General features: G+C 59.6%; 18 protein-coding genes. 5 read left to right on the forward strand and 13 right to left on the reverse strand.

Annotation, left to right across the window (positions count from 1 at the left end):
• Both H8B20_RS12655 and H8B20_RS12660 read left to right on the forward strand, forming a co-directional pair.
• Positions 1–939, forward strand: a complete 939-nt coding sequence (locus H8B20_RS12655; RefSeq protein ID WP_210623314.1) for an MlaD family protein — start codon at positions 1–3, stop codon at positions 937–939.
• Positions 936–1,562: an ABC-type transport auxiliary lipoprotein family protein gene (locus H8B20_RS12660; RefSeq protein WP_210623315.1), complete on the forward strand. Its 627-nt coding sequence runs from the start codon at positions 936–938 to the stop codon at positions 1,560–1,562. The genes H8B20_RS12655 and H8B20_RS12660 overlap by 4 nt, the downstream gene beginning before the upstream one ends.
• A gap of 115 nt (positions 1,563–1,677) precedes the next feature.
• On the opposite strand, the gene H8B20_RS12665 is transcribed toward H8B20_RS12660, so the two are convergent.
• The 5 genes from H8B20_RS12665 to H8B20_RS12685 all read right to left on the reverse strand — a co-directional run bounded on the left by H8B20_RS12665 (position 1,678) and on the right by H8B20_RS12685 (position 6,149).
• A complete protein-coding gene (locus H8B20_RS12665) occupies positions 1,678–2,907 on the reverse strand; it encodes a nucleoside recognition domain-containing protein (RefSeq protein WP_042556940.1) in 1,230 nt (409 codons plus the stop codon).
• A 218-nt stretch (positions 2,908–3,125) separates the two neighbouring features.
• Positions 3,126–4,457, reverse strand: coding sequence for a glutamate/aspartate:proton symporter GltP (gltP, locus tag H8B20_RS12670; protein ID WP_210623316.1), 1,332 nt, complete (start codon positions 4,455–4,457; stop codon positions 3,126–3,128).
• 701 nt (positions 4,458–5,158) lie between these two features.
• Positions 5,159–5,623 (reverse strand): inhibitor of vertebrate lysozyme family protein, encoded by a 465-nt coding sequence (locus tag H8B20_RS12675; protein ID WP_047299191.1) that lies wholly within the window; start codon positions 5,621–5,623, stop codon positions 5,159–5,161.
• Positions 5,624–5,625: 2 nt separating this feature from the next.
• Positions 5,626–5,790 carry a DUF1328 domain-containing protein gene (locus H8B20_RS12680; protein WP_042556943.1) on the reverse strand — a complete coding sequence of 55 codons (165 nt, stop codon included), beginning with the start codon at positions 5,788–5,790 and terminating at the stop codon, positions 5,626–5,628.
• A gap of 74 nt (positions 5,791–5,864) precedes the next feature.
• Positions 5,865–6,149, reverse strand: coding sequence for a hypothetical protein (locus tag H8B20_RS12685; protein ID WP_042556944.1), 285 nt, complete (start codon positions 6,147–6,149; stop codon positions 5,865–5,867).
• A 427-nt stretch (positions 6,150–6,576) separates the two neighbouring features.
• Between H8B20_RS12685 and algB the strand changes: the two genes are divergently transcribed.
• A complete protein-coding gene (gene algB / locus H8B20_RS12690; protein WP_042556945.1) occupies positions 6,577–7,923 on the forward strand; it encodes a sigma-54-dependent response regulator transcription factor AlgB in 1,347 nt (448 codons plus the stop codon).
• A gap of 10 nt (positions 7,924–7,933) precedes the next feature.
• On the forward strand, positions 7,934–9,724 hold the full coding sequence (locus H8B20_RS12695) for a KinB sensor domain-containing domain (protein WP_210623317.1): 1,791 nt from the start codon (positions 7,934–7,936) through the stop codon (positions 9,722–9,724).
• On the opposite strand, the gene H8B20_RS12700 is transcribed toward H8B20_RS12695, so the two are convergent.
• The 7 genes from H8B20_RS12700 to H8B20_RS12730 all read right to left on the reverse strand — a co-directional run bounded on the left by H8B20_RS12700 (position 9,721) and on the right by H8B20_RS12730 (position 16,984).
• On the reverse strand, positions 9,721–11,334 hold the full coding sequence (locus H8B20_RS12700; protein ID WP_397464662.1) for an EAL domain-containing protein: 1,614 nt from the start codon (positions 11,332–11,334) through the stop codon (positions 9,721–9,723). The two genes, H8B20_RS12695 and H8B20_RS12700, sit on opposite strands and share 4 nt — an antisense overlap.
• A gap of 76 nt (positions 11,335–11,410) precedes the next feature.
• On the reverse strand, positions 11,411–12,193 hold the full coding sequence (locus H8B20_RS12705; RefSeq protein WP_210623319.1) for an N-acetylmuramoyl-L-alanine amidase: 783 nt from the start codon (positions 12,191–12,193) through the stop codon (positions 11,411–11,413).
• A 99-nt stretch (positions 12,194–12,292) separates the two neighbouring features.
• Positions 12,293–14,350 carry a diguanylate cyclase gene (locus H8B20_RS12710; protein WP_210623320.1) on the reverse strand — a complete coding sequence of 686 codons (2,058 nt, stop codon included), beginning with the start codon at positions 14,348–14,350 and terminating at the stop codon, positions 12,293–12,295.
• Positions 14,347–15,225 (reverse strand): endonuclease/exonuclease/phosphatase family protein, encoded by an 879-nt coding sequence (locus H8B20_RS12715; RefSeq protein WP_210623321.1) that lies wholly within the window; start codon positions 15,223–15,225, stop codon positions 14,347–14,349. The genes H8B20_RS12710 and H8B20_RS12715 overlap by 4 nt, the downstream gene beginning before the upstream one ends.
• A gap of 14 nt (positions 15,226–15,239) precedes the next feature.
• The gene (locus H8B20_RS12720) at positions 15,240–15,881 is read right to left on the reverse strand and encodes a thiol:disulfide interchange protein DsbA/DsbL (RefSeq protein ID WP_042556951.1); all 642 of its coding nucleotides are present in this window, start codon (positions 15,879–15,881) and stop codon (positions 15,240–15,242) included.
• A 188-nt stretch (positions 15,882–16,069) separates the two neighbouring features.
• A complete protein-coding gene (locus H8B20_RS12725) occupies positions 16,070–16,681 on the reverse strand; it encodes a c-type cytochrome (RefSeq protein WP_042556952.1) in 612 nt (203 codons plus the stop codon).
• 45 nt (positions 16,682–16,726) lie between these two features.
• Entirely contained in the window at positions 16,727–16,984 is a 258-nt protein-coding gene (locus H8B20_RS12730; RefSeq protein ID WP_042561931.1) for a c-type cytochrome, read from the reverse strand.
• A 217-nt stretch (positions 16,985–17,201) separates the two neighbouring features.
• Between H8B20_RS12730 and yihA the strand changes: the two genes are divergently transcribed.
• Positions 17,202–17,846 carry a ribosome biogenesis GTP-binding protein YihA/YsxC gene (yihA, locus tag H8B20_RS12735; RefSeq protein ID WP_150595860.1) on the forward strand — a complete coding sequence of 215 codons (645 nt, stop codon included), beginning with the start codon at positions 17,202–17,204 and terminating at the stop codon, positions 17,844–17,846.
• Between the two features lie 329 nt (positions 17,847–18,175).
• On the opposite strand, the gene polA is transcribed toward yihA, so the two are convergent.
• Complete coding sequence (gene polA / locus H8B20_RS12740; protein ID WP_210623322.1) at positions 18,176–20,980, reverse strand: DNA polymerase I; 2,805 nt, start codon at positions 20,978–20,980, stop codon at positions 18,176–18,178.
• Positions 20,981–21,002: the final 22 nt, after the last annotated feature.

The following is a 21,002-nucleotide window of genomic DNA, read 5'->3' on the forward strand; positions in this document are numbered from 1 at the left end:
ATGGAAACCCGAGCGCATCATGTGTTGATTGGCCTGTGCACCGTGCTGGTGGTGGCCGGCGCCCTGCTCTTCGGCCTGTTCCTGGCCAAATCCAGTGTCGACACCGAGTTCAAGGATTACGAGGTGGTGTTCAACGAGGCGGTCAGTGGCCTGTCCAAGGGCAGTTCGGTGCAGTACAGCGGGATCAAGGTCGGCGACGTGGTCAGCCTGCGCCTCGATCCGCAGGACCCACGGCGGGTGCTGGCGCGGATTCGTCTCGGCGGCGACACGCCGGTGAAGGAAGACACCCAGGCCAAACTGGCGCTGACCGGGATCACTGGCACGTCGATCATCCAGCTCAGCGGCGGCACGCCGCAGAGCCCGACCCTCAAGGGGCATGACGGCAAGCTCCCGGTGATCATCGCGTCGCCCTCGCCTATCTCGCGGCTGCTCAATGACAGCAACGACTTGATGAGCGGCATCAGTGCCCTGCTGCACAATGCTAATCAGATGTTCTCCGAGGATAACGTCGAACGCGTCAGCAGGACCCTCGCTCATCTCGAACAGACCACCGGCACCATTAACGATCAGCGCGGCGACATTCGCCAGGCCATGCAGCAACTGGCGAGCGTCGGCAAACAGGCCGGCAGCATGCTCGAACAGACCTCGGCGTTGATGCGGAACGCCAACGGCCTGCTCAACGATCAGGGCAAACAGGCGCTGGGCAGCGCCGAGCAGGCAATGAAGTCGCTGGAAGACAGCAGCGTCACCATCAATGCGTTGCTGAACAAGAACCAGAATGCCCTCGACAGCGGCATGCAGGGCCTCAACGGCCTGGCGCCGGCGATCCGTGAACTGCGCGAAACCCTGTCTTCGCTGCGGGCCATTTCCCAACGTCTGGAGGCCAACCCCAGCGGTTACCTGCTGGGCAGTGACAAGAACAAGGAGTTCACGCCATGAAGCTGACCCGCCTCGCCCTCCTCGCCACTGGCCTTACGCTGATCAGCGCGTGCACGATCTTCCCCGAATCCGAGCCGCTGGACGTCTACCGCTTGCCGGCAGCACAGGCGCCCGCCTCGCGCGGTTCGGCGGCGACACAGCAGTGGTCGCTGCGCTTGAACAAGTTGCAGGCCAGCGAAGCGCTGAACCGGCCGACCATCGCGGTGATCCCGCAGGGTGACGTGATCAGCAGCTACAAGGCTTCGCGCTGGAGCGATCCGGCGCCTGTATTGCTGCGAAATCGGCTGCTCGATGGTTTTCAGCGCGATGGCCGGGTGACGTTGCTGAGCACCGATGACAGCAACTTTCAGGCGGATCTGGAGCTGGGCGGGAATTTGCAGGCGTTTCAGACCGAGTATCAGGGCACCCAGGCCAGCGTCGTCGTGCGCCTCGATGCGTTACTGGTGCGCGGCTATGACCAGCGAATCCTGGCCAGTCGCCGGTTTGAAGAACGTCAGCCGCTGAGCGATGTGCAGGTGCCGGCGGTGGTCGCCGGGTTTGGCCAGGCCAGTGATCGTCTCACCGCCAACGTCGTCGCGTGGGCCGTGGACCAAGGTCAGAAACTGGCCCCCCAAAGACCCTGAGCTCGACACAATCCCTGTGGGAGCAGGCTTGCCCGCGATGACGGTGTGTCAGTCACCAGAGGTTCTGGATGTGCTGCCCTCATCACTGGCAAGCCAGCGCCCACAGGGTTCTCGATCAGCCGAAGAACCAGTAGCACACGGTGATGGCGCCGATCACGCCGGCCAGTTCCGCCAACAGCGCGCAACCCACGGCATGCCTTGCGCGCTGAATCCCCACCGCACCGAAATACACCGCCAGCACATAGAACGTCGTCTCGGTACTGCCCTGCACCGTCGCCGCGACGAGCGCCGGGAAGCTGTCCACGCCGGAGGTCTGCATTGTCTCGATCAGCATCGCCCGCGCAGCACTGCCGGAGAACGGTTTGACCATCGCTGTGGGCAGCGCATCAACGAATCGGGTGTCCCAACCGGCCCATTCGACCAAATGGCGAATCCCGTCGAGCCCAAAATCCAGCGCCCCGGATGCGCGCAATACGCCAACGGCGCAGAGCATTGCGACCAGATACGGCAGCAGGTTCTTGGCAACGTCGAAGCCTTCCTTCGCGCCTTCAACGAACGCCTCGTAAACCTTCACTTTGCGTAAAGCACCGATCACCAGAAACAGCATGATCAGCCCGAACAACGTGAGATTGCCGAGGATCGACGAAAGCCCCGCCAGCGCCGTGGCCGACATTGTCCCCAGCAGCGCCATGAACGCGCCGAGGATCAGCGCGCCGGGAATCAGATACGCCAGCACCACCGGGTCCCAGATCCGCAGACGCTGCATGAAGGCTACCGACAGGAAGCCGACGATGGTCGAGCAACTGGTCGCCAGCAGAATCGGCAGGAACACCAGGGTCGGATCCGGCGCGCCTTGCTGGGCGCGGTACATGAAGATCGTCACCGGCAGCAGAGTCAAGGAGGAAGCGTTGAGCACCAGGAAAAGGATTTGCGCGTTGCTGGCGATGGTCGCGCTGGGGTTGAGTTCCTGCAACGCCTTCATGGCCTTGAGGCCGATCGGCGTGGCGGCGTTGTCCAGACCGAGACCGTTGGCGGCGAAGTTCAGGGTGATCAGGCCGAGGGCCGGGTGGCCGGGCGGAACCTCAGGCATCAGGCGCAGAAACAACGGCCCCAACACCTTGGCCAGCCAGTCGACGATCCCGGCCTTTTCGGCAATGCGCAGGAAACCCAGCCACAGGGTGAGCGTGCCGAACAGCAGCACCATGACCTCGACCGAGAGCTTGGCCATGGCAAAAATGCTTTCCACCATCGCCGCAAAAATCCCGGCATTACCGCCGACCAGCCACTGCACCAGCGCCGACACGGCTGCCACGATGAAGAAGCCAAGCCACAGGCCATTAAGCATTAGTCAAATCCCCCGGAAGATGCGGCGAATGATAACGGGGTCGCCAGAAACGACAAACCCCGGATTTCTCCGGGGTTTGTCTACGATTGCTGGTGCCCCCGATTACAGGGTTGACCGCCATCTGCTGTAGGAGCTGCCGAAGGCTGCGATCTTTTGCTCTTGCCTTTGAAAACAGAATCAAAAGATCGCAGCCTGCGGCAGTTCCTACACAGGGTGTGTCAGTTCTTCGAGATTTCACCCGCTGGCAGTTTTTCCTTGCTGCGCCAGTGCGGCAGGGAGTTCCAGTAGCGCTCGCCCTTGGCGTCGTCGTACATGCCTTCCCAGCGGGAGATAACCAGCACGGCCAGAGCGTTGCCGATCACGTTCAGCGCGGTACGGGCCATGTCCATGATGCGGTCGACACCGGCGATGAACGCCAGGCCTTCGAGCGGAATACCAACGCTGCCCAAGGTCGCCAGCAGCACCACGAAGGACACGCCCGGTACGCCGGCGATGCCTTTGGAGGTGACCATCAGGGTCAGCACCAACAGCAGTTGCTGGCTGATCGACAAATCGATGCCGTACAGCTGGGCAATGAAGATCGCGGCGATGGACTGGTAAAGGGTCGAACCGTCGAGGTTGAACGAGTAACCGGTCGGTACCACGAAACTGCAGATGGCTTTCGGCGCGCCGTAGGCTTCCATCTTCTCGATCACGCGCGGCAGCACGGTTTCCGAGGAGGCGGTGGAGTAAGCCAGTACCAATTCATCCTTGAAGATGCGCATCAGCTTCAACACCGAGAAGCCAAACAGCTTGGCGATCAGGCCCAGCACCACAAAGGCGAAGAAAGCGATGGCGACGTAAACCAGGATCACCAGTTTGGCCAGCGGTACGAGGGAAGCGAAGCCGAAGTTGGCCACGGTCACCGCGATCAGTGCGAATACGCCGATCGGGGCGTAGTTCATGATCATGTGGGTGACTTTGAACATGCTTTCCGAGACGCCCTGGAACATCTTCACCAGCGGCTCGCGCAGGTCCGACTGCAGGCTCGACAGACCGAGGCCGAACAGCACGGAGAAGAAGATGATCGGCAGCATTTCGCCGCGGGCCATGGCCGCAAAGATGTTCGACGGGATCAGGTTGAGGATGGTCTCGATGAACGCGTGTTCATGCTGTACTTCGGCGGCAGTCGCCTGGTACTTGGAAATGTCCACCGTACCCAAGGTGCTCATGTCGATGCCGGTACCCGGATGGAACAGGTTGGCCAGCACCAGACCGACGACGATGGCGATGGTGGTAACGATTTCGAAATAGATGATCGTCTTCAGGCCGATACGCCCGAGTTTCTTGGCGTCGCCCACGCCGGCGATGCCGACGATCAGGGACGAGATGACAATCGGGATCACGATCATCTTGATCAGACGGATAAAGATATCGCCTGCCGGTTGCAGGACGTTGCTGATCCACCAGGCCTTCTCGGCACTGAAATGGTTGAGCAACGCGCCGATTGCAATCCCCAGAACCAGACCGATGAGGATCTGCCAGGCGAGGCTAATTCTTGCCTTCTTCATTATCTTTACCCTTACTTGCGTTTGACTCAGGCACATGCAGGAACTGGAACGCTTTTTAGCGGAAAAGTCTGTGCATCTGCCTCCGTATAAGGTGCCCCGAAGCGCGTATTGACGGCTCTTCGGCAGGCGAAAAAAGGCGCAACTATTCCGATGCAAGGTTGCGCCGTCTAATGCCGTAAACGCCTACCCTATGCCGAATCGGCATGAGCTTTTTTAAATGAAACTGGCGTCCCAACCGGTTCGATTGTGACATTTCGGCCGGCATAAGTGCCGTGAACCGGCCATCGCAGCGTCAATTGATTATTTTTTGAGCGAGAAATTTCGACGGAAATTTCAGGAAAAAGCCTACATCTGGAGACTAGAAGTCCGACTGTTTAAAAGGTCTCTTTCTCGATATACGGTCGCCAGGAAACACCGCGTAATGTTTTCGCGCGCAGTGTGGACGATAAAAAGAAGGGGCTGGACGCTCTGGATCAACGCTTTGCTTGAATGAAAGCTTGGCGCAAGCCCGTCGAACCCCTTTGGATTGACGAACTTGCGGCAGCTTTTGCCCTGACCCGGCCCTTGCGCAGGCACTCCCTGTACCCGTAGGTCACTCCGACTCTGTAGCAGTCAGAACATCCCGGCCCCCTGGTCATGCGCCGACCTTCATCGGGTGGGCGCAATAGAGGGCAGCGCAGGCGCTACCCTCATGTTCAAACTCAGTACCACTTCGGATCTTTTTTCAATGTTTCCATCAACAGATCCTGCATGCCCTGATCAGGCTTGCCGAAGAACCTGTAAGTGGCATGTCGCGTTGGCGACTTGTCGGACGGCAGACCTTCGGGCACATCAACCAACATGCCGTAGGCATCGTCCTTATCGAAGCTGAACGCAACGATCAAGCGGTGATTGAGGCACTTGTCTGCATTTTCGCAGAGCGGGCCAACAAGGTATTTGTCGCCATCTTCTTCCACGGCATTCATCTGCTGTTCGGAAGTGCCGGACAGGTTCATCACCCATTCCGGCAGGCGTTCTTCCTTCTTCACCACGCCTTGCCAGGTTTCCCTGTACTGCGAGTCGGAACTTAACAGTTCGTTGACCCGCGCCTGGCCGTCGTTGGCCGCCATCGCCATGGCACTACCGCCCAGAAGCAGGGCGGCTGCCAGTGTCTTTAAAGCGCTCATCGTCAACCTCGGCCGCGACGGCCCATGAAGAACGACACAACGAACATCACCAGGAACACGACGAAGAGAATCTTGGCGATACCCGTGGCGGTGCCCGCGATACCACCGAAGCCCAGTACCGCAGCGATGATGGCAATGATCAAGAATGTGATTGCCCAACTCAACATGGTGATTCTCCTTACTTCTCTATTTAGGGATGTTGCGTGTTCCGGCGCATCGCGCCCGAATCCGGTTAATTCAATTAAAAGACCCAGCGCTCTTCACGCGGCAGCTGATCCATTGGCTGCGCCTGGTCGACGTCCATCATGCGCATCGAAGCGCTCTCGGCCGCAGTGTTGCTGACGGCACTGAAGTGCTTCTGCGTGCTGTGCTGGATCGAGATCAGCGGCTCAGGTTTCTGGCTGTTTTCCCAGCTCAGGTATTGCTGACACGCGATCAGGGTGATCAACAGCGCGAGCACGCCAAACAGACCTTGCTGGATATGCAGAGGCGAGATACGCATTTGGGCGGCACGTTGGCGAGTCATCCTGGGTTCCTCACGCTTATTCGGTTGGGGCAGTTCTGATCTGCCCGGGATGAACAAGGTACTGCAGCCTGCATGCCAGTTTTTTATCTAAAAAATAATCAATAAAATCAATAGCTTAAATTGTTCTGAGAAAATCCACGGGACGCATCCTGCACGATGCAGCATCTGCGGTCGTGCGCATTGCACGATTTTTTCGTAGGAGAATTCATTCTTATGGAATTGAGAGCAGGGCGCAGATGTCAGAAAAGTACGCAGGTGAATGCCTGCAAAGCAGTGATTGTTTAAAAATTCAACAAAATCAGTGGATTAGCCGTAAAGGCTGGAGAGGGCTACCCTCCTATGGCTGGCATCGTTCAGAATCAACCATGCAACTTGCCCGATTTTTCCGGGACTAACTCAAGATCAATCACTATGGAGCGTAGGAAAAATGGAATCTGCCACTGAGCAACAAGGCCGCATTCTGCTGGTGGACGATGAATCCGCCATCCTGCGAACTTTCCGCTATTGCCTCGAAGACGAAGGCTATACGGTGGCTACCGCCAACAGCGCGGCTCAGGCCGAGGCACTGCTGCAACGTCAGGTCTTCGACCTGTGCTTCCTTGATTTACGTCTGGGCGAAGACAACGGCCTCGATGTATTGGCGCAGATGCGCATTCAGGCACCGTGGATGCGGGTGGTGATCGTCACCGCTCACTCGGCGGTAGACACGGCCGTGGATGCGATCCAGGCCGGCGCCGCCGACTACCTGGTCAAACCGTGCAGCCCGGACCAATTGCGGCTGGCGACTGCCAAGCAATTGGAAGTGCGCCAACTTTCGGCGCGTCTTGAAGCGCTGGAAGGCGAAATCCGCAAGCCCAAGGACGGCCTCGATTCCCATAGCCCGGCGATGAAAGTCGTCCTGGAAACCGCGCGGCAAGTGGCGGGTACCGATGCCAACATTCTTATTCTTGGCGAATCCGGCACCGGTAAAGGTGAGTTGGCCCGAGCGATTCACGGCTGGAGCAAACGCGAGAAGAAATCCTGTGTGACCATCAACTGCCCGTCGCTGACCGCCGAGTTGATGGAAAGCGAGTTGTTCGGTCACAGTCGCGGGGCGTTTACCGGCGCCAGCGAAAGTACTCTGGGTCGAGTCAACCAGGCAGACGGCGGCACACTGTTTCTTGACGAGATCGGCGATTTTCCCCTGACTTTGCAACCCAAGTTGCTGCGCTTCATTCAGGACAAGGAATACGAGCGGGTAGGTGACCCGGTGACTCGCCGCGCCGACGTGCGGATTCTGGCGGCGACCAACCTCAACCTCGAAGACATGGTTCGCGATGGTCGCTTCCGTGAAGACTTGCTGTATCGCCTCAACGTCATCACCTTGCACCTGCCCCCGCTGCGCGAGCGGGCCGAGGACATTCTGACGCTGGCCGATCGCTTCCTCGCGCGCTTCGTCAAAGAGTACGCACGCCCAGCGCGCGGTTTCAGTGACGAGGCCCGTGAAGCGCTGCTCGGCTACCGTTGGCCAGGCAACATTCGCGAGCTGCGCAACGTGGTCGAGCGGGCGAGCATCATCTGCCCGCAGGAACGGGTGGAGATCACTCACCTGGGCATGGCTGAGCAACCGGCCAACAATGCGCCACGCGTCGGTGCCGCGCTGAGCCTGGATGAGTTGGAGAAAGCCCACATCGGCGCAGTACTCGCCACCGCCGGCACTCTGGATCAAGCCGCGAAAACCCTGGGCATCGACGCTTCGACGCTGTATCGCAAGCGCAAGCAGTACAACCTGTGAGTGCCCGACGATGAAACTGGCGATGAAGTTGCGGACTCGATTGTTCCTCAGCATTTCCGCGCTCATCACCGTGGCCCTGCTTGGGCTGTTGCTCGGGCTGGTGAGCGTGATGCAAATGGCCGGCACTCAGGAAACAATGATCCGTAGCAACTTTGTCACCCTCGACCTGGGGCTGAAACTGCGCCAGACCCTCGGCGATCAGCTGATCATGATGCTTGCCGAGAAGCCTGACCCGGAGGCGTTCGAAGCGTCCAAACAACATTATTTCCAGTTGCTTGACGAAGGCATTGCTCAGGAGGAGAAGGGTGATGGCCGTCACTACGGGTTCTCGCAGGCCAAATCCGATTACCTGAAGTTTCTCCAGGTGTTTGATCAGTCCCGTGACCCGGGTTCAGCCCTAAGTGGCAACAGTGACCTTCGTGAGCGTTTCAATACCTTGCGCAATGGCTTGATCGCCGAGCACAAGCACGCGCTCGACAACATTAATTCGGTACAGCACGCGGCCCGCGACCGGGCGTTGCTGATTGCGAGCCTGCTCGGGTTGGTCGGGTTGGCGGTGTTGATCATCGGATTCATTACCGCGCACGGGATTTCCCGGCGCTTTGGTGCGCCCATCGAGGCGCTGGCCAAAGCGGCCGATAACATTGGCCAAGGCAATTTCGAAGTGACGCTGCCGATCTCCTCGGCGATGGAAGTGAATTTGCTCTCGCGCCGATTCGGGCTGATGGCCGAAGCGCTGCGCGAGCATCAGGCCACTAACGTCGATGAGCTACTGGCCGGTCAGCAACGCTTGCAGGCGGTGCTCGACAGCATCGACGACGGCTTGTTGATGATCGACCGCCAAGGCCATCTCGAGCACCTCAACCCGGTCGCCCAGCGCCAATTGGGGTGGGACGACGACCGTCTCGGCCAGGGCTTGGGCAGCGCACTTGAGCGGCCGGAACTGGATGAGCAGCTGCAACTGGTGTTGCGCGGCGGCACGCTGGAGCGGGCGCCGGAAGACTTGAGTATCGAGGTCGATGGCGAGTCGCGCCTGCTGACTTATAGCCTGACCCCGGTCAGCCACACTCAAGGTCACATACTTGGCGCGGTGATGGTGTTGCACGATGTCACCGAGCAAAGAGCCTTCGAGCGGGTGCGCAGCGAGTTTGTGCTGCGCGCGTCCCATGAACTGCGAACGCCGGTCACCGGCATGCACATGGCGTTCGGGCTGTTCCGCGAGCGGGCGAAGTTTGCGCCGGAATCTCGCGAGGCCGACCTGCTCGACACCGTCAACGAAGAAATGCAGCGCCTGATGCAATTGATCAATGACTTGCTCAACTTCTCGCGCTACCAGAATGGCTTGCAGAAACTGACGCTCGCGCCGTGTTCCATCGAAGATTTGCTGGCGCAGGCGCAGTTACGCTTTGCCGATTTGGCGGCGGAAAAAGGCATCGATTTGACTGTGGAAGTACAAGGACCATTGCCGCGCTTGCAGGCTGACCAGGCACAGCTTGATCGGGTGCTCGACAACCTTATCGATAACGCCTTGCGCCATACCGCCCGTGACGGCCAGATCCGTTTGCAGGCACGTCGCCATGGCGAGCGGGTGATCATCAGCGTCGAAGATAATGGCGAAGGCATTGCCTACGGCCAGCAAGGGCGGATCTTCGAGCCGTTCGTTCAGGTCGGGCGCAAGAAGGGCGGGGCCGGGCTCGGCCTGGCGCTGTGCAAGGAGATTGTTCAGTTGCATGGTGGACGGATGGGCGTTTATTCGCGGCCGGGGCAGGGCACGCAGTTTTATATGGCTTTGGCGGTTTAGGCTTCGTCATCCATCCGGCGCCCTGCAATTCGCCGTCCGCGGGTGATCAGTTCAATGAACTGCACTGCACTCAGGGCATGGGCGAACAGCCAGCCCTGACCAAACTTCACGCCTTCGCTGCTGAGCAGTTCGGCTTGCGATTCCAGCTCGATCCCTTCGGCAATCACCTTAAGATCCAGGGCCTGCGCCATGTGAATGATGTGCGGAGCGACGCCGCTGCTGGCGGCGTCATGGCCGAGCGCGTCGATGAACGCCTTGTCGATTTTCAGGCAATCCACCGGCAGGGTTTGCAGGTAGGCGAGGCTGCAATAGCCGGTGCCGAAATCGTCGATCAGCACTTGATGGCCCAAATCGCGTAGCGCTTGCAGGTTATCCCGAGCGACCACCACATCAATCAAGCCGCGCTCGGTGACCTCGAAGGCAATCTGCTTGGCTGCCACTCTGTGCAGGGCCAGCAGCCGCGCCATGACCGGGCCGATGCGCGGCACCATCACGTCGCATGCGGCAAGGTTGACTGAGATATACAGCTGCGGATTGGCGCGCAACACTGGCCCCAACTGCTCCAGTAGGCGCTGAAGGACAAAGTCGGTCATCTGGCGAATCTGCCCGGTATTTTCCGCCATCGGGATAAACAGGTCCGGGCTGGTCAATGTGCCGTCCGGACGGCGCCACCGCAGCAAGGCTTCAGCGCCGACGCAGTTGCGGCTGTCGAGGTCGAAGATCGGTTGATAGAGCACTTGCAGTTCGCCGCGGCGGATGGCGCCGTGCAGTTCGGCATCCAGTGACTGACGCTGGCGCACCAGCAAAAATATGCAGAACCCCACGACAGCGCCCAGCACCAGGCAGGCCGGGACTATCCACCACCAGATGGCGGGGATCTGCATGCCGGTGCGCGGCGTGATCAGCACCAACTGATACTCCGGGTTGTCGGTGGGCATGCGGTAGATCAATCGATTCTGGGTGACTTGCAGGGCGTCACGGCTTTTTGGCGGCCAGGGTTCCGCTGGTGGCCATGTCTGCGCGGTGCCGAGCACCGGAATTGCGCGGGAGCCGTGGTCCAGCACCACCAGCAGGCTGCTGCCGGGCGACAGGTCGACCATGTCGGTCAAATGCCCGCGTGATGTAGCCACCCGAAAATTGCCGCGCCCCAGCATCAATGCTGCGCGGTTTTCGTCGGGTTCGGTTGTGGTGTTCAGCCAGTAGCTGTAGGTCGGGCCTTTGATGTCCGGCGCGCGGTTAACCGACAGTCCCTCTTCGCGCGGACGATTGGAGCAGACGCGCGAGGCGTCCATATAAGCCGCTTCATAGACGAAGCGATAGTTGAAGGTGACCTGCCGCAGCGTGGCGATCATCTCGTCGTCACAACTGCGCAACGGCTGGGCTTCGAGGTCGTCGAGGCTTTCGCGTAGTTGTCCGAACAACTGCTCGAGCCGGGCGAGAAAGCGCTCGCCCTGAGCGTTCATCACCTGGCTTTCACTTTGTTCGACCTGGCGCATCGCCACGAACATTGCGCCGCTGAACAACAGGCCTGCACTGAGGACGGCCGCGATCATCGCCAAAAACCCTGGGCGATAAAACCAGCTACGCAGCGTCGCTCGGGTAGCAACCATCATGGAATATCCGAAGAATTACCAATGAGTTATAGCTGCTGATTGGAAGTTCGCCCTGACCGTCGGGCGGGCGTCATTATTTTGTCTGATTTAGAACCAGCAGCAACGCCGCCGTTTGCGCGTCCGGGGTGCCGTCAAACCGCGAAGGGCGGAAGTGCATCTGGAACGCGGCGAGGACGTGGCGCGTCGCGACGTCCAGCTCGCCAGTTTGCGGCGTCTCATAGCCCAGACGGGCCAATTGCGCCTGAAACCAGCTGATGCCTGGCAGCTCGCCGCTGGTGAACAACGCTTGCTGGCGCGCTACGGCCTGTTCGTTCGGCCACACGCCCAGACCTTCGGCGGCAAGACGCTTCCACGGGAACAGTGGCCCTGGATCAAGCTTGCGCAGGGGCGCGATGTCGCTATGACCGATGATGTGCTGCGGGCTGATGCCGTTGCGCTTGCTGATGTCTTTGAGCAGGACGATCAGCGCTTGAATCTGCGCTTCGCTGTAGGGATACCACAGGCGCCCGGTTGGGGTGTCTGTGAAACCAGGGTTGACGATTTCGATACCGATGGAGCTGGAGTTGAGCCAGGTGCGGCCCTGCCATTGGCTCTCACCGGCGTGCCAGGCGCGCTGGTTTTCGTCCATCAGCTTGTAGACAGTGGCGCGCTGGTCGTCACCGATCAGGTAGTGGCTGCTGACTTCACCGTGGGTCAGCAACTGCAGCGAACGCTCGAGGGAAGCCGAGGTGTAATGCACGACCACGAACTGGATACGGCTGTCGTAGTTGGCGGAAGGATGGCTGGTGTCATAACGCGGACCGCTGGCACAACCGGCCAGAACGAGTAGCGACGCGAGGAGGGCAAAAAATTTCATGGCAGAGGGCAATTACACAAGACAGTAATGCAACAGTGTAACGTACTGCCTTGGGTCCAGACGGTCAGCGAGCGGATTTAAACAAAATGGAACAATTTCTCAGCCCAGCTCAACTCGATTGCGCCCGCCATTTTTAGCCCGGTATAGCGCCTGATCGGCTCTTTTAAGCACAAGATCGCTGTGTTCTCCTGGCTTGAACGATGCCAGCCCCATGGAAATCGTGATCGTCACCCGTTCACCCTTGAAATGGAACGGGCACGCTTCGATCGCTGCGCGCAGGGTTTCCAACAGTTTTGCACCGACCGCTGGCGGGGTGGCCGGCATCAGCAGAACGAACTCTTCGCCGCCGAAACGTGCGATGAAATCGGAACCGCGCAGGCGTTTGCGCAACACCGTGGCAATGATCTTCAGGACTTTGTCACCGGCCAGGTGGCCGTAGTTGTCGTTGATTCGCTTGAAGTGATCAAGGTCGAGCATTGCCAGGCTCAGTGTGTTGCCGTGCTGCTGCCATTGCTTGATCTCATGCTCGAGACATTCGCTCCAGGCCGCGCGGTTGGGCAGGCTGGTGAGCGGATCGATAAGGGCCTTCTGGCGTTGCTCTTCAAGGTGTTCGCGGAAGCCCTGGGCTTCTTGCTCCATGTGCGCCACGCGCTCGGAGAGACCTTTGAGGTGCGTCGCGACTTCCTGTTCCCGGGCATCGCGCTGCTTCTGATGTTGATCCATGGTGCCGAGCAAGCCTTCGAGATGATTTTCCAGCACCTGCTTGAGGTCATCCAGGTCGGCAGCCTCCTGGACACTGGTCTGCAAGCCGTCGACTTGCTCCCGGATCTGCGTGTCCATTGCTCGCGCCGCCGAACTGTTGTCGGCATGGCCTTCGCTGGCGGCTTGCAAATTGCTCTGGAACGCTTCGAGGCGTTCGTTGAGTTGCTGCAGATACGCTTCGAATTCGTGCTGGCCGCTGTCGGTAATTGCCAGCATCAACGTCGCCAGATCGTCGAGGATCGGGATCAGTTCGTACCAGTTCAAGCCGTGCTTGAGCCGCTCGCGCATGGCTTCGGCTTGTGGGCGATGTCGTTCGGGCAGGGTCAGGTCGTCGAGCAGGCCGATCAGCGTGTCTTCGATGTGTTTGGCCACGGAGCTGTAGGACGGCTCCGGGGAATCCGGCAGGGCGAAGAGGATGTCGTGCTCGGATTGCTCCGGATCGATCGCCGCCAGTGCTTGAGCGATGGGCGGGGGCAGGGGCAGGGTGTCGAGGAACAGCGGCTCTGGATCGCCGGGGTGGATCAATTCGTCGGGGTTGAAGGCGACAGGTAAAACAACTGGCGTCGGAGCAGGTGTTGGCGCGGTTTCGGGCTCGGATTCGACTGCGTCTGCTTCAGGTGCAGCTTGGATCACTTCGCTGGTCACCGTTGGCGGCACGAAGGTCGTTATTTGCGGTTCGCGCTGAGGCGCAAGCGCAGGTGTTTCGGATGTCGCGGCTGGCGCGGCGTCCTGGGTAACGGCAGCGGCCACCGTTCGTTCAGTGACTGCGACAGGCTCTGGGGCGGGTTCGTCTGCAGGTGCAGGTGCAACTGCCGGTTGTGCCGTCGGCGCAACTTGAGCATGCGCCGCAGGTTCCGGCGCCTCCTCGCTGTCTCGGCTGCCGAAAAGCCTTTGCAGCAACCCTGGCCGGCCAGGTTCGGCGGGTGTCTCCACCTGACTCAACGCCTTGCCCTGCAGGCCGCTGAGCTCACCCAGCAGCAGCGGCAGTTCCCTGGCCTGACCGACACGGCCATCCAGTTGTTTGGCAAATTTCTTCAGGGGCTGGGCGACTTCCCGTGGCAGCGGCAACGCTTGCAGCTGAGTCACCAGCGCGTTCAGTGCAGTGCTGACCTGATCGATCCGGGTTTCGCGACGCTGCTCGGAATCGAGCACGGCTTTTTCCAGGCGCGGCAACAGAGCGGCGAGGCCGGCGTCCATGTTGTCGGAGCGCACTACGTCGCGCATTTCTTTCATGCATTGATCAACGACGCGGTCGGTGCCCTCAGCGGCCAGCGTGCTGCGCACCAGGCCTCGGCGCAGCAGGTCGAGCCTTGCGGCCCAGCGACGTTCGAGTTTGTCCTGTTGTTCGATGCTTTTGAGGTATTTCTCTTTCCAGCGCTGGGCTTCGTCGCTCATTCAGGGGTTCCGCGAGGGGCAGGACTCAACGCGGGCAATGCATCGGCCGTGAGCGAACCCGGCAGACGAATCTCTACCGCGACCGGCAGGTGATCGGAAATCGGTTGTGCCAGCACTTCGACCTTTTCCAGGGTCAGGGTCGGGCTGAGCAAAATATGATCAAGGCAGCGCTGAGGACGCCAGCTGGGGAATGTCGCTTCCACCTGCGGGGCCAGCAGGCCGAGATCGCGTAACGGCGACTGTTGTAGCAGATCGCTGGCATGGGTGTTCATGTCGCCCATCAATATCTGATGTTTGTAGCCACCGATCAAATCACGAATGTAGGCCAGTTGCAGGCTGCGCGTTCGCGCGCCAAGGGCCAAATGCATCATCACCACCACCAGCGCTTCCGGGCCTTCGCCGAAGCGCAGCAGGATCGCGCCGCGACCTTTTGGGCCGGGCAGCGGATGATCCTCGATCGCCCACGGCTTGAGACGACTGAGCACGCCATTACTGTGCTGGGCCAGTCGACCGAGGTTGCGATTGAGTTGTTGATACCAATAGGGGAAGGCGCCGAGATGGGCCAGGTGTTCGACTTGATTGATGTAGCCTGAGCGCATGCTGCCGCCATCGGCCTCCTGCAACGCGACCAGGTCGAAGTCGCCGAGCAGGTCGCCGATCTTCTGCAGATTGCCTGAGCGCCCGGTGTGCGGCAGCAGGTGCTGCCAGCTGCGGGTCAGGTAATGCCGATAACGCTCGGTGCTGATACCGACCTGGATATTGAAACTGAGCAAGCGCAGACGATGATCCGCTGGCAGGCCCGTGGACGCCAGGTGATGCTCGTTGACTTGCGGATCATGCAAGCCAACGATGCGTTCGGTCTTCCAGCGGCGCATGGCGGTTGCCGCGCTTAGTTGGCAGCAGCCTTGTTGGTGGCTCGCTCTTTGGCAACCAGTTGGTCAGCCAGTTTCAGCGCTTGCTCGGCACCACCGGCGGAGCCGATGTCGAAGCGATATTTGCCGTTGACGATCATGGTTGGCACGCCGGTGATTTCATACTTCTTGGCCAGTTCGCGAGCCTTTACGATCTGACCCTTGATGGCGAAAGAGTCGAAAGTGGCGAGGAACTTGTCCTTGTCCACGCCTTGAGTGGCGAGGAAGTCAGCCATGTCGTTCTTGTCGATCAGCTTTTTGTGCTGCTTCTGGATCGCTTCAAACACAGCGCTGTGAACCTTGTGTTCAACACCCATTGCTTCCAGCGTCAGGAACATCTGGCCGTGAGCGTCCCATGGGCCGCCGAACATGGCTGGAATACGCACGAAGTTGACGTCGGATGGCAGTTTTTCAACCCACGGATTGATCACTGGTTCAAAGGAGTAGCAGTGCGGGCAGCCGTACCAGAACAGCTCTACCACTTCGATCTTGCCCGGCACGGCAACCGGCACCGGATTGCTCAGCTCTACATAAGGGGCGGCAGGGGCTTCAGCGGCCTGGGCAGTCACGCCGAACAAGCTGGCAGCGACGAGGGCGGCGCTGATGATCAGATTACGCATGCTTTACTCCTGGACAAATTGGGTCGCCTCGCGCGACCTGTTTTCAGACAGGCCTTGGCGGGCATGAGTTCTGTAGTGTAACGGCAGCGGCCACAAAAAAGGGCGGCCAAAGCCACCCTTTTTATACTTGCTGCGACGGATTAATCGAGCGTTAACGTTGCGCGAGATCTCCGTTGCAGCCAGGGCTCTTAGTGCAGGCCCTGAATGTAGCTGGAGACCGCAGCGATGTCTTCATCACTCAGGCGCTTTGCAATGGTCTGCATGGTCATCGTGTCACCATCGTTGGTACGGCCGCCTTCTTCCTTGCGGAAATCGGTCAGCTGCTTGGCGATGTATGAAGCGTGTTGACCACCCAGGTGCGGGAAGCCGGCAGCGGCGTTGCCGCTGCCATTGGGCGAGTGGCAACCGGTGCAGGCTGGCAGGCCCTTGGTCAGGTTGCCACCACGGAACAGGGCTTCACCGCGCGCCACAAGCTTGGGATCGGCGGCGCCGACGCTGCCTTTCTGGCTGGCGAAGTAGGCAGCCATGTCGGCCAGATCCTGATCGCTGAGGTTGGTCAGCAGACCAGTCATTTCCAGGACTACGCGCTTGCCCGACTTGATGTCGTGTAGCTGCTTGGTCAGGTAGCGTTCACCTTGACCGGCCAGTTTTGGAAAGTTTGGCGCCATGCTGTTCCCGTCCGGGCCATGGCAGGCTCCGCATACAGCGACTTTCGCCTGACCTGCTGCGGCATCACCTGCAGCATGGGCGAAACCAGTTATTCCCACGGTCAACAGCAGACTCACGATCAATTTGTTCATCAGCTAATCCAACTACGGCTAAGGGTTAAGAGTTATGGACCGGGCTTACTCGCTCATCCAAAGGATGATGGCTTGGTAATCCTCGGCACTGCAGTCCATGCACAAACCACGCGGCGGCATCGCCTTGAAACCCTGGGTCACGTGTTGCACCAGCGTCTCCATACCTTTCGCCAACCTCGGCGTCCAAGCTGCCTGATCGCCTCTTTCGGGCGCCATGGGTAGTTGGCCGGAATGACAGGCACTACAAACACGGTTGTACACGGCTTCCGGATCCTGTGTAGCCTGTGCGCTGCAAAGCGGCATCAAGACTCCGGCAGCCAGCAGCCATTTAAACGACCTTTTCAGGGTTGAGAGCGTTTTGCGTTCTAATGCGCAATCAAGGTCTGTCGCTCTCGTAAACTTCGTCCTTCGCTGGGACAAAGCACACACAAAATCTGCGGCATTATATACTGGCGTCACTGAAACGGAAGCGACACCGCGTTCCGCGCCCATTCCCGGCGCCGCCCACATCGGAAATCCCATGCAGCTCAAAAATCCCATCCTCGGCCTGTGCCAACAGTCCACGTTCATGCTCAGTGCCGCCAAAGTCGATCAGTGCCCCGACGACGAAGGCTTTGAAGTGGCATTTGCCGGTCGTTCCAACGCCGGCAAATCCAGCGCGCTGAACACCCTGACTCACGCCAGCCTGGCGCGTACCTCGAAAACTCCGGGTCGCACACAGCTGTTGAACTTCTTCAAGCTAGACGAAGATCGTCGTCTGGTCGACCTGCCGGGCTACGGTTATGCAAAAGTACCGATCCCGCTGAAGATGCACTGGCAGCGTCACCTTGAGGCTTACCTGGGTGGCCGCGAGAGTTTGAAGGGTCTGATTCTGATGATGGACATCCGTCATCCAATGACCGACTTCGACCTGCTGATGCTCGACTGGGCGGTTGCGGCCGGCATGCCGATGCACATTCTGCTGACCAAAGCGGACAAGCTGACCTACGGCGCAGCGAAGAACACGCTGCTCAAGGTTCAGGCGGAAATTCGTAAGGGTTGGGGTGATCTGGTGACTATCCAGCTGTTCTCAGCGCCGAAACGCATGGGCTTGGAAGAGGCCTACACTGTGTTGGCGGACTGGATGGAATTGGCAGACAAGGGCGCCGAAACGGCGTCTGAGTAAAAGGATTTAAAAATCGGCTGTGGTGTCTTGCGTAGCACCACAGCCAATTTTTGGGCAAAAAAAGCCCCGGATTTCAGTGGGGAGGGAGAAATTCCGGGGTTTAAGTTCCGAACCGCTAGGGCGGGGTTCAGATATCTGCCAACACTTAACACAACATAGGAGCATTGAAGGGCTTCACCAGCCATTCAGTAACTCTGAGTAGTGAGCTGCAAGATTAGTTCAGATTTTTTTCAAAAAGCTTTGGAATAAGCCCAAGCGCTATTCGGACTAAGCACCGTTCAACGGGTCTGCCGCGGCGTGAAGCCGCAGCAAAACCAGCTCAAAATGGCTTAGTGCGCCTCATCCCAGTTATTGCCCACACCCACTTCGACCAGCAGCGGCACATCCAGCTTCGCCGCTTCGCTCATGTGCTGACGAATTTCGGCGCTGACCTGATCGACCAGATCCTCGCGAACCTCCAGCACCAGTTCATCGTGCACTTGCAGGATGACTCGCGCGTCCAGCCCGGAGGTCGTCAGCCAGTTATCCACCGCGACCATGGCTTTCTTGATGATGTCGGCTGCCGTGCCTTGCATCGGCGCGTTGATTGCCGTGCGTTCAGCGGCAGCGCGTTCCTGCGGCTTGTTGGAGTTGATTTCCGGCAAGTACAGGCGACGGCCGAAGAACGTTTCGACATAACCCTGATCCGCAGCCTGCGCGCGGGTGCGATCCATGTACTCGCGAACGCCCGGATAACGCGCAAAGTAGGTGTCGATGTAAGCCTTGGCGGTCTTGGTGTCGACGCCAATGTCCTTGCCGAGTTTCTGTGCGCCCATGCCGTAGATCAGGCCGAAGTTGATCGCCTTGGCGCCACGGCGCTGGTCGGAAGTCACTTCGTTGAGCTCGACCTTGAACACTTCGGCAGCGGTGGCGGTATGCACATCCAGATTGTTGCGGAAGGCGTTCATCAAGCCTTCGTCCTTGGACAGGTGGGCCATGATCCGCAGTTCGATCTGCGAATAGTCCGCCGCCAGCAGTTTGTAGCCTTTTGGCGCGACGAAGGCCTGACGGATGCGTCGGCCTTCAGCGGTACGCACCGGGATGTTCTGCAGGTTCGGATCGCTGGAGGACAGGCGCCCGGTCGATGCCACGGCCTGATGGTACGAGGTATGGACGCGCCCGGTGCGCGGGTTGATCTGCTCCGGCAGGCGATCGGTGTAGGTGCTTTTCAGCTTGCTCATGGAGCGATGCGCCATCAGCACTTTCGGCAAGCGGTGATCGTCCTCGGCCAGTTTCGCCAAGACTTCTTCGGCGGTGGACGGCTGGCCCTTGGCGGTTTTCTTCAAAACCGGCAGGCCCAGTTTTTCGTAGAGAATCACGCCGAGCTGCTTGGGCGAACCCAGGTTGAACTCTTCCCCAGCGATTTCGAACGCTTCGCGCTCCAGCGCGACCATCTTGTTGCCCAGCTCAATGCTCTGGATACCGAGCAGCTCGGCATCGACGAATGCGCCCTGGCGTTCGATGCGCGCCAGCACCGGTACCAATGGAATCTCGATGTCGGTCAGCACGCTGGCCAGGCTTGGAATGGCGCTGAGTTTTTCGAACAGCGTCTGGTGCAGACGCAAGGTGATGTCGGCGTCTTCGGCGGCATACGGCCCGGCCTGTTCCAGCGCGATTTGATCGAAGGTCAGTTGCTTGGCGCCTTTGCCGGCGATGTCCTGGAAACTCACGGTGGTGTGGTCCAGGTACTTCTGCGCGAGGCTGTCCATGTCGTGGCGGGTGGCGGTGGAGTTGAGCACGTAGGACTCAAGCATCGTGTCGAAGGCGACGCCGCGCACGGTGATGCCTTCGTTCTGATCGCCGCCGATGGCGCAGTTGGCCAGAATGTTCATGTCGAACTTGGCGTGTTGGCCGACCTTGAGTTTGTTCGGGTCTTCCAGAATCGGCTTGAGCGCGCGCATTACGGTGTCGCGATCCAGTTGCTCCGGCACGCCGATGTAGGAGTGGGTCAGCGGAATGTACGCCGCTTCGTTGGCCTGCACCGCGAACGACAGACCGACAAGCTGCGCCTGCTGCGCATCGATACCCGTGGTTTCAGTGTCGAAGGCGAACAGTTTGGCGTTCTTGAGTTTTTCCAGCCAGACGTCAAAACGCGCCTGATCGAGGATGGTTTCATAAGCAGCTTCAGCCGGGGCGGCCGGGGCCTCGGCCTCTGGCGCGCTGAACAGATCACCCGCCGGCTCAGGCGCCGCAGCGCTGCTCAGCTCCAGGCGTTTGGCGTCGCGATCGAGATCGTTGATCCAGCTTTTGAATTCCAGCAGCGTGTACAGCTCGTAGAGCTTGGCCGGATCTTCGGCGCGCATCTGCAAATCGTCGAGTTCGACGTCCAGCGGCACGTCGATCTTGATGGTCGCCAGTTGATAGGAGAGGAAAGCCATCTCCTTGTGTTCTTCGAGCTTGGCCGGCAGGGTCTTGGCGCCGCGAATCGGCAGGGTTGGCACGATGTCGAGCTGCGCGTACAGCTCCGTCAGACCGCCGTTGACGCCGACCAGCAGTCCGGATGCGGTTTTCGGGCCGATGCCGGGAACGCCCGGAATGTTGTCGGAAGAGTCGCCCATCAGCGCCAGATAATCGATGATCTGCTCCGGAGCGACGCCGAATTTCTCCTTCACGCCCTCCACGTCCATCGAGCTACCGGACATGGTATTGACCAAGGTAATGTGGCCATCGACCAGTTGTGCCATGTCCTTGTCGCCGGTGGAGATGATCACCGGGCGATCCGCCGCCGCACTGCTGCGGGCCAGCGTGCCGATCACATCGTCGGCCTCGACGCCTTCCACGCACAGCAGCGGGAAGCCGAGGGCGATCACGCTCTGGTGCAGGGGCTCGATCTGTACGCGCATGTCGTCGGGCATGCTCGGGCGGTTGGCCTTGTATTCGGCGTACATCTCATCGCGAAATGTGCCGCCCTTGGCGTCGAAAACCACGGCGAACGGACTGTCCGGGTACTGTTTGCGCAAACTTTTGAGCATGTTCAGCACGCCCTTGACCGCACCGGTCGGCAGACCTTTGGAGGTGGTCAAAGGAGGCAGGGCGTGGAAAGCGCGGTACAGGTAAGACGAACCGTCCACCAGGACGAGGGGGGCTTGGCTCATGAGCAGAATCAACCTTTTCGGC

The organism is Pseudomonas sp. P42, from assembly GCF_017973755.1.
In the GTDB taxonomy this organism is placed as follows: domain Bacteria; phylum Pseudomonadota; class Gammaproteobacteria; order Pseudomonadales; family Pseudomonadaceae; genus Aquipseudomonas; species Aquipseudomonas iridis.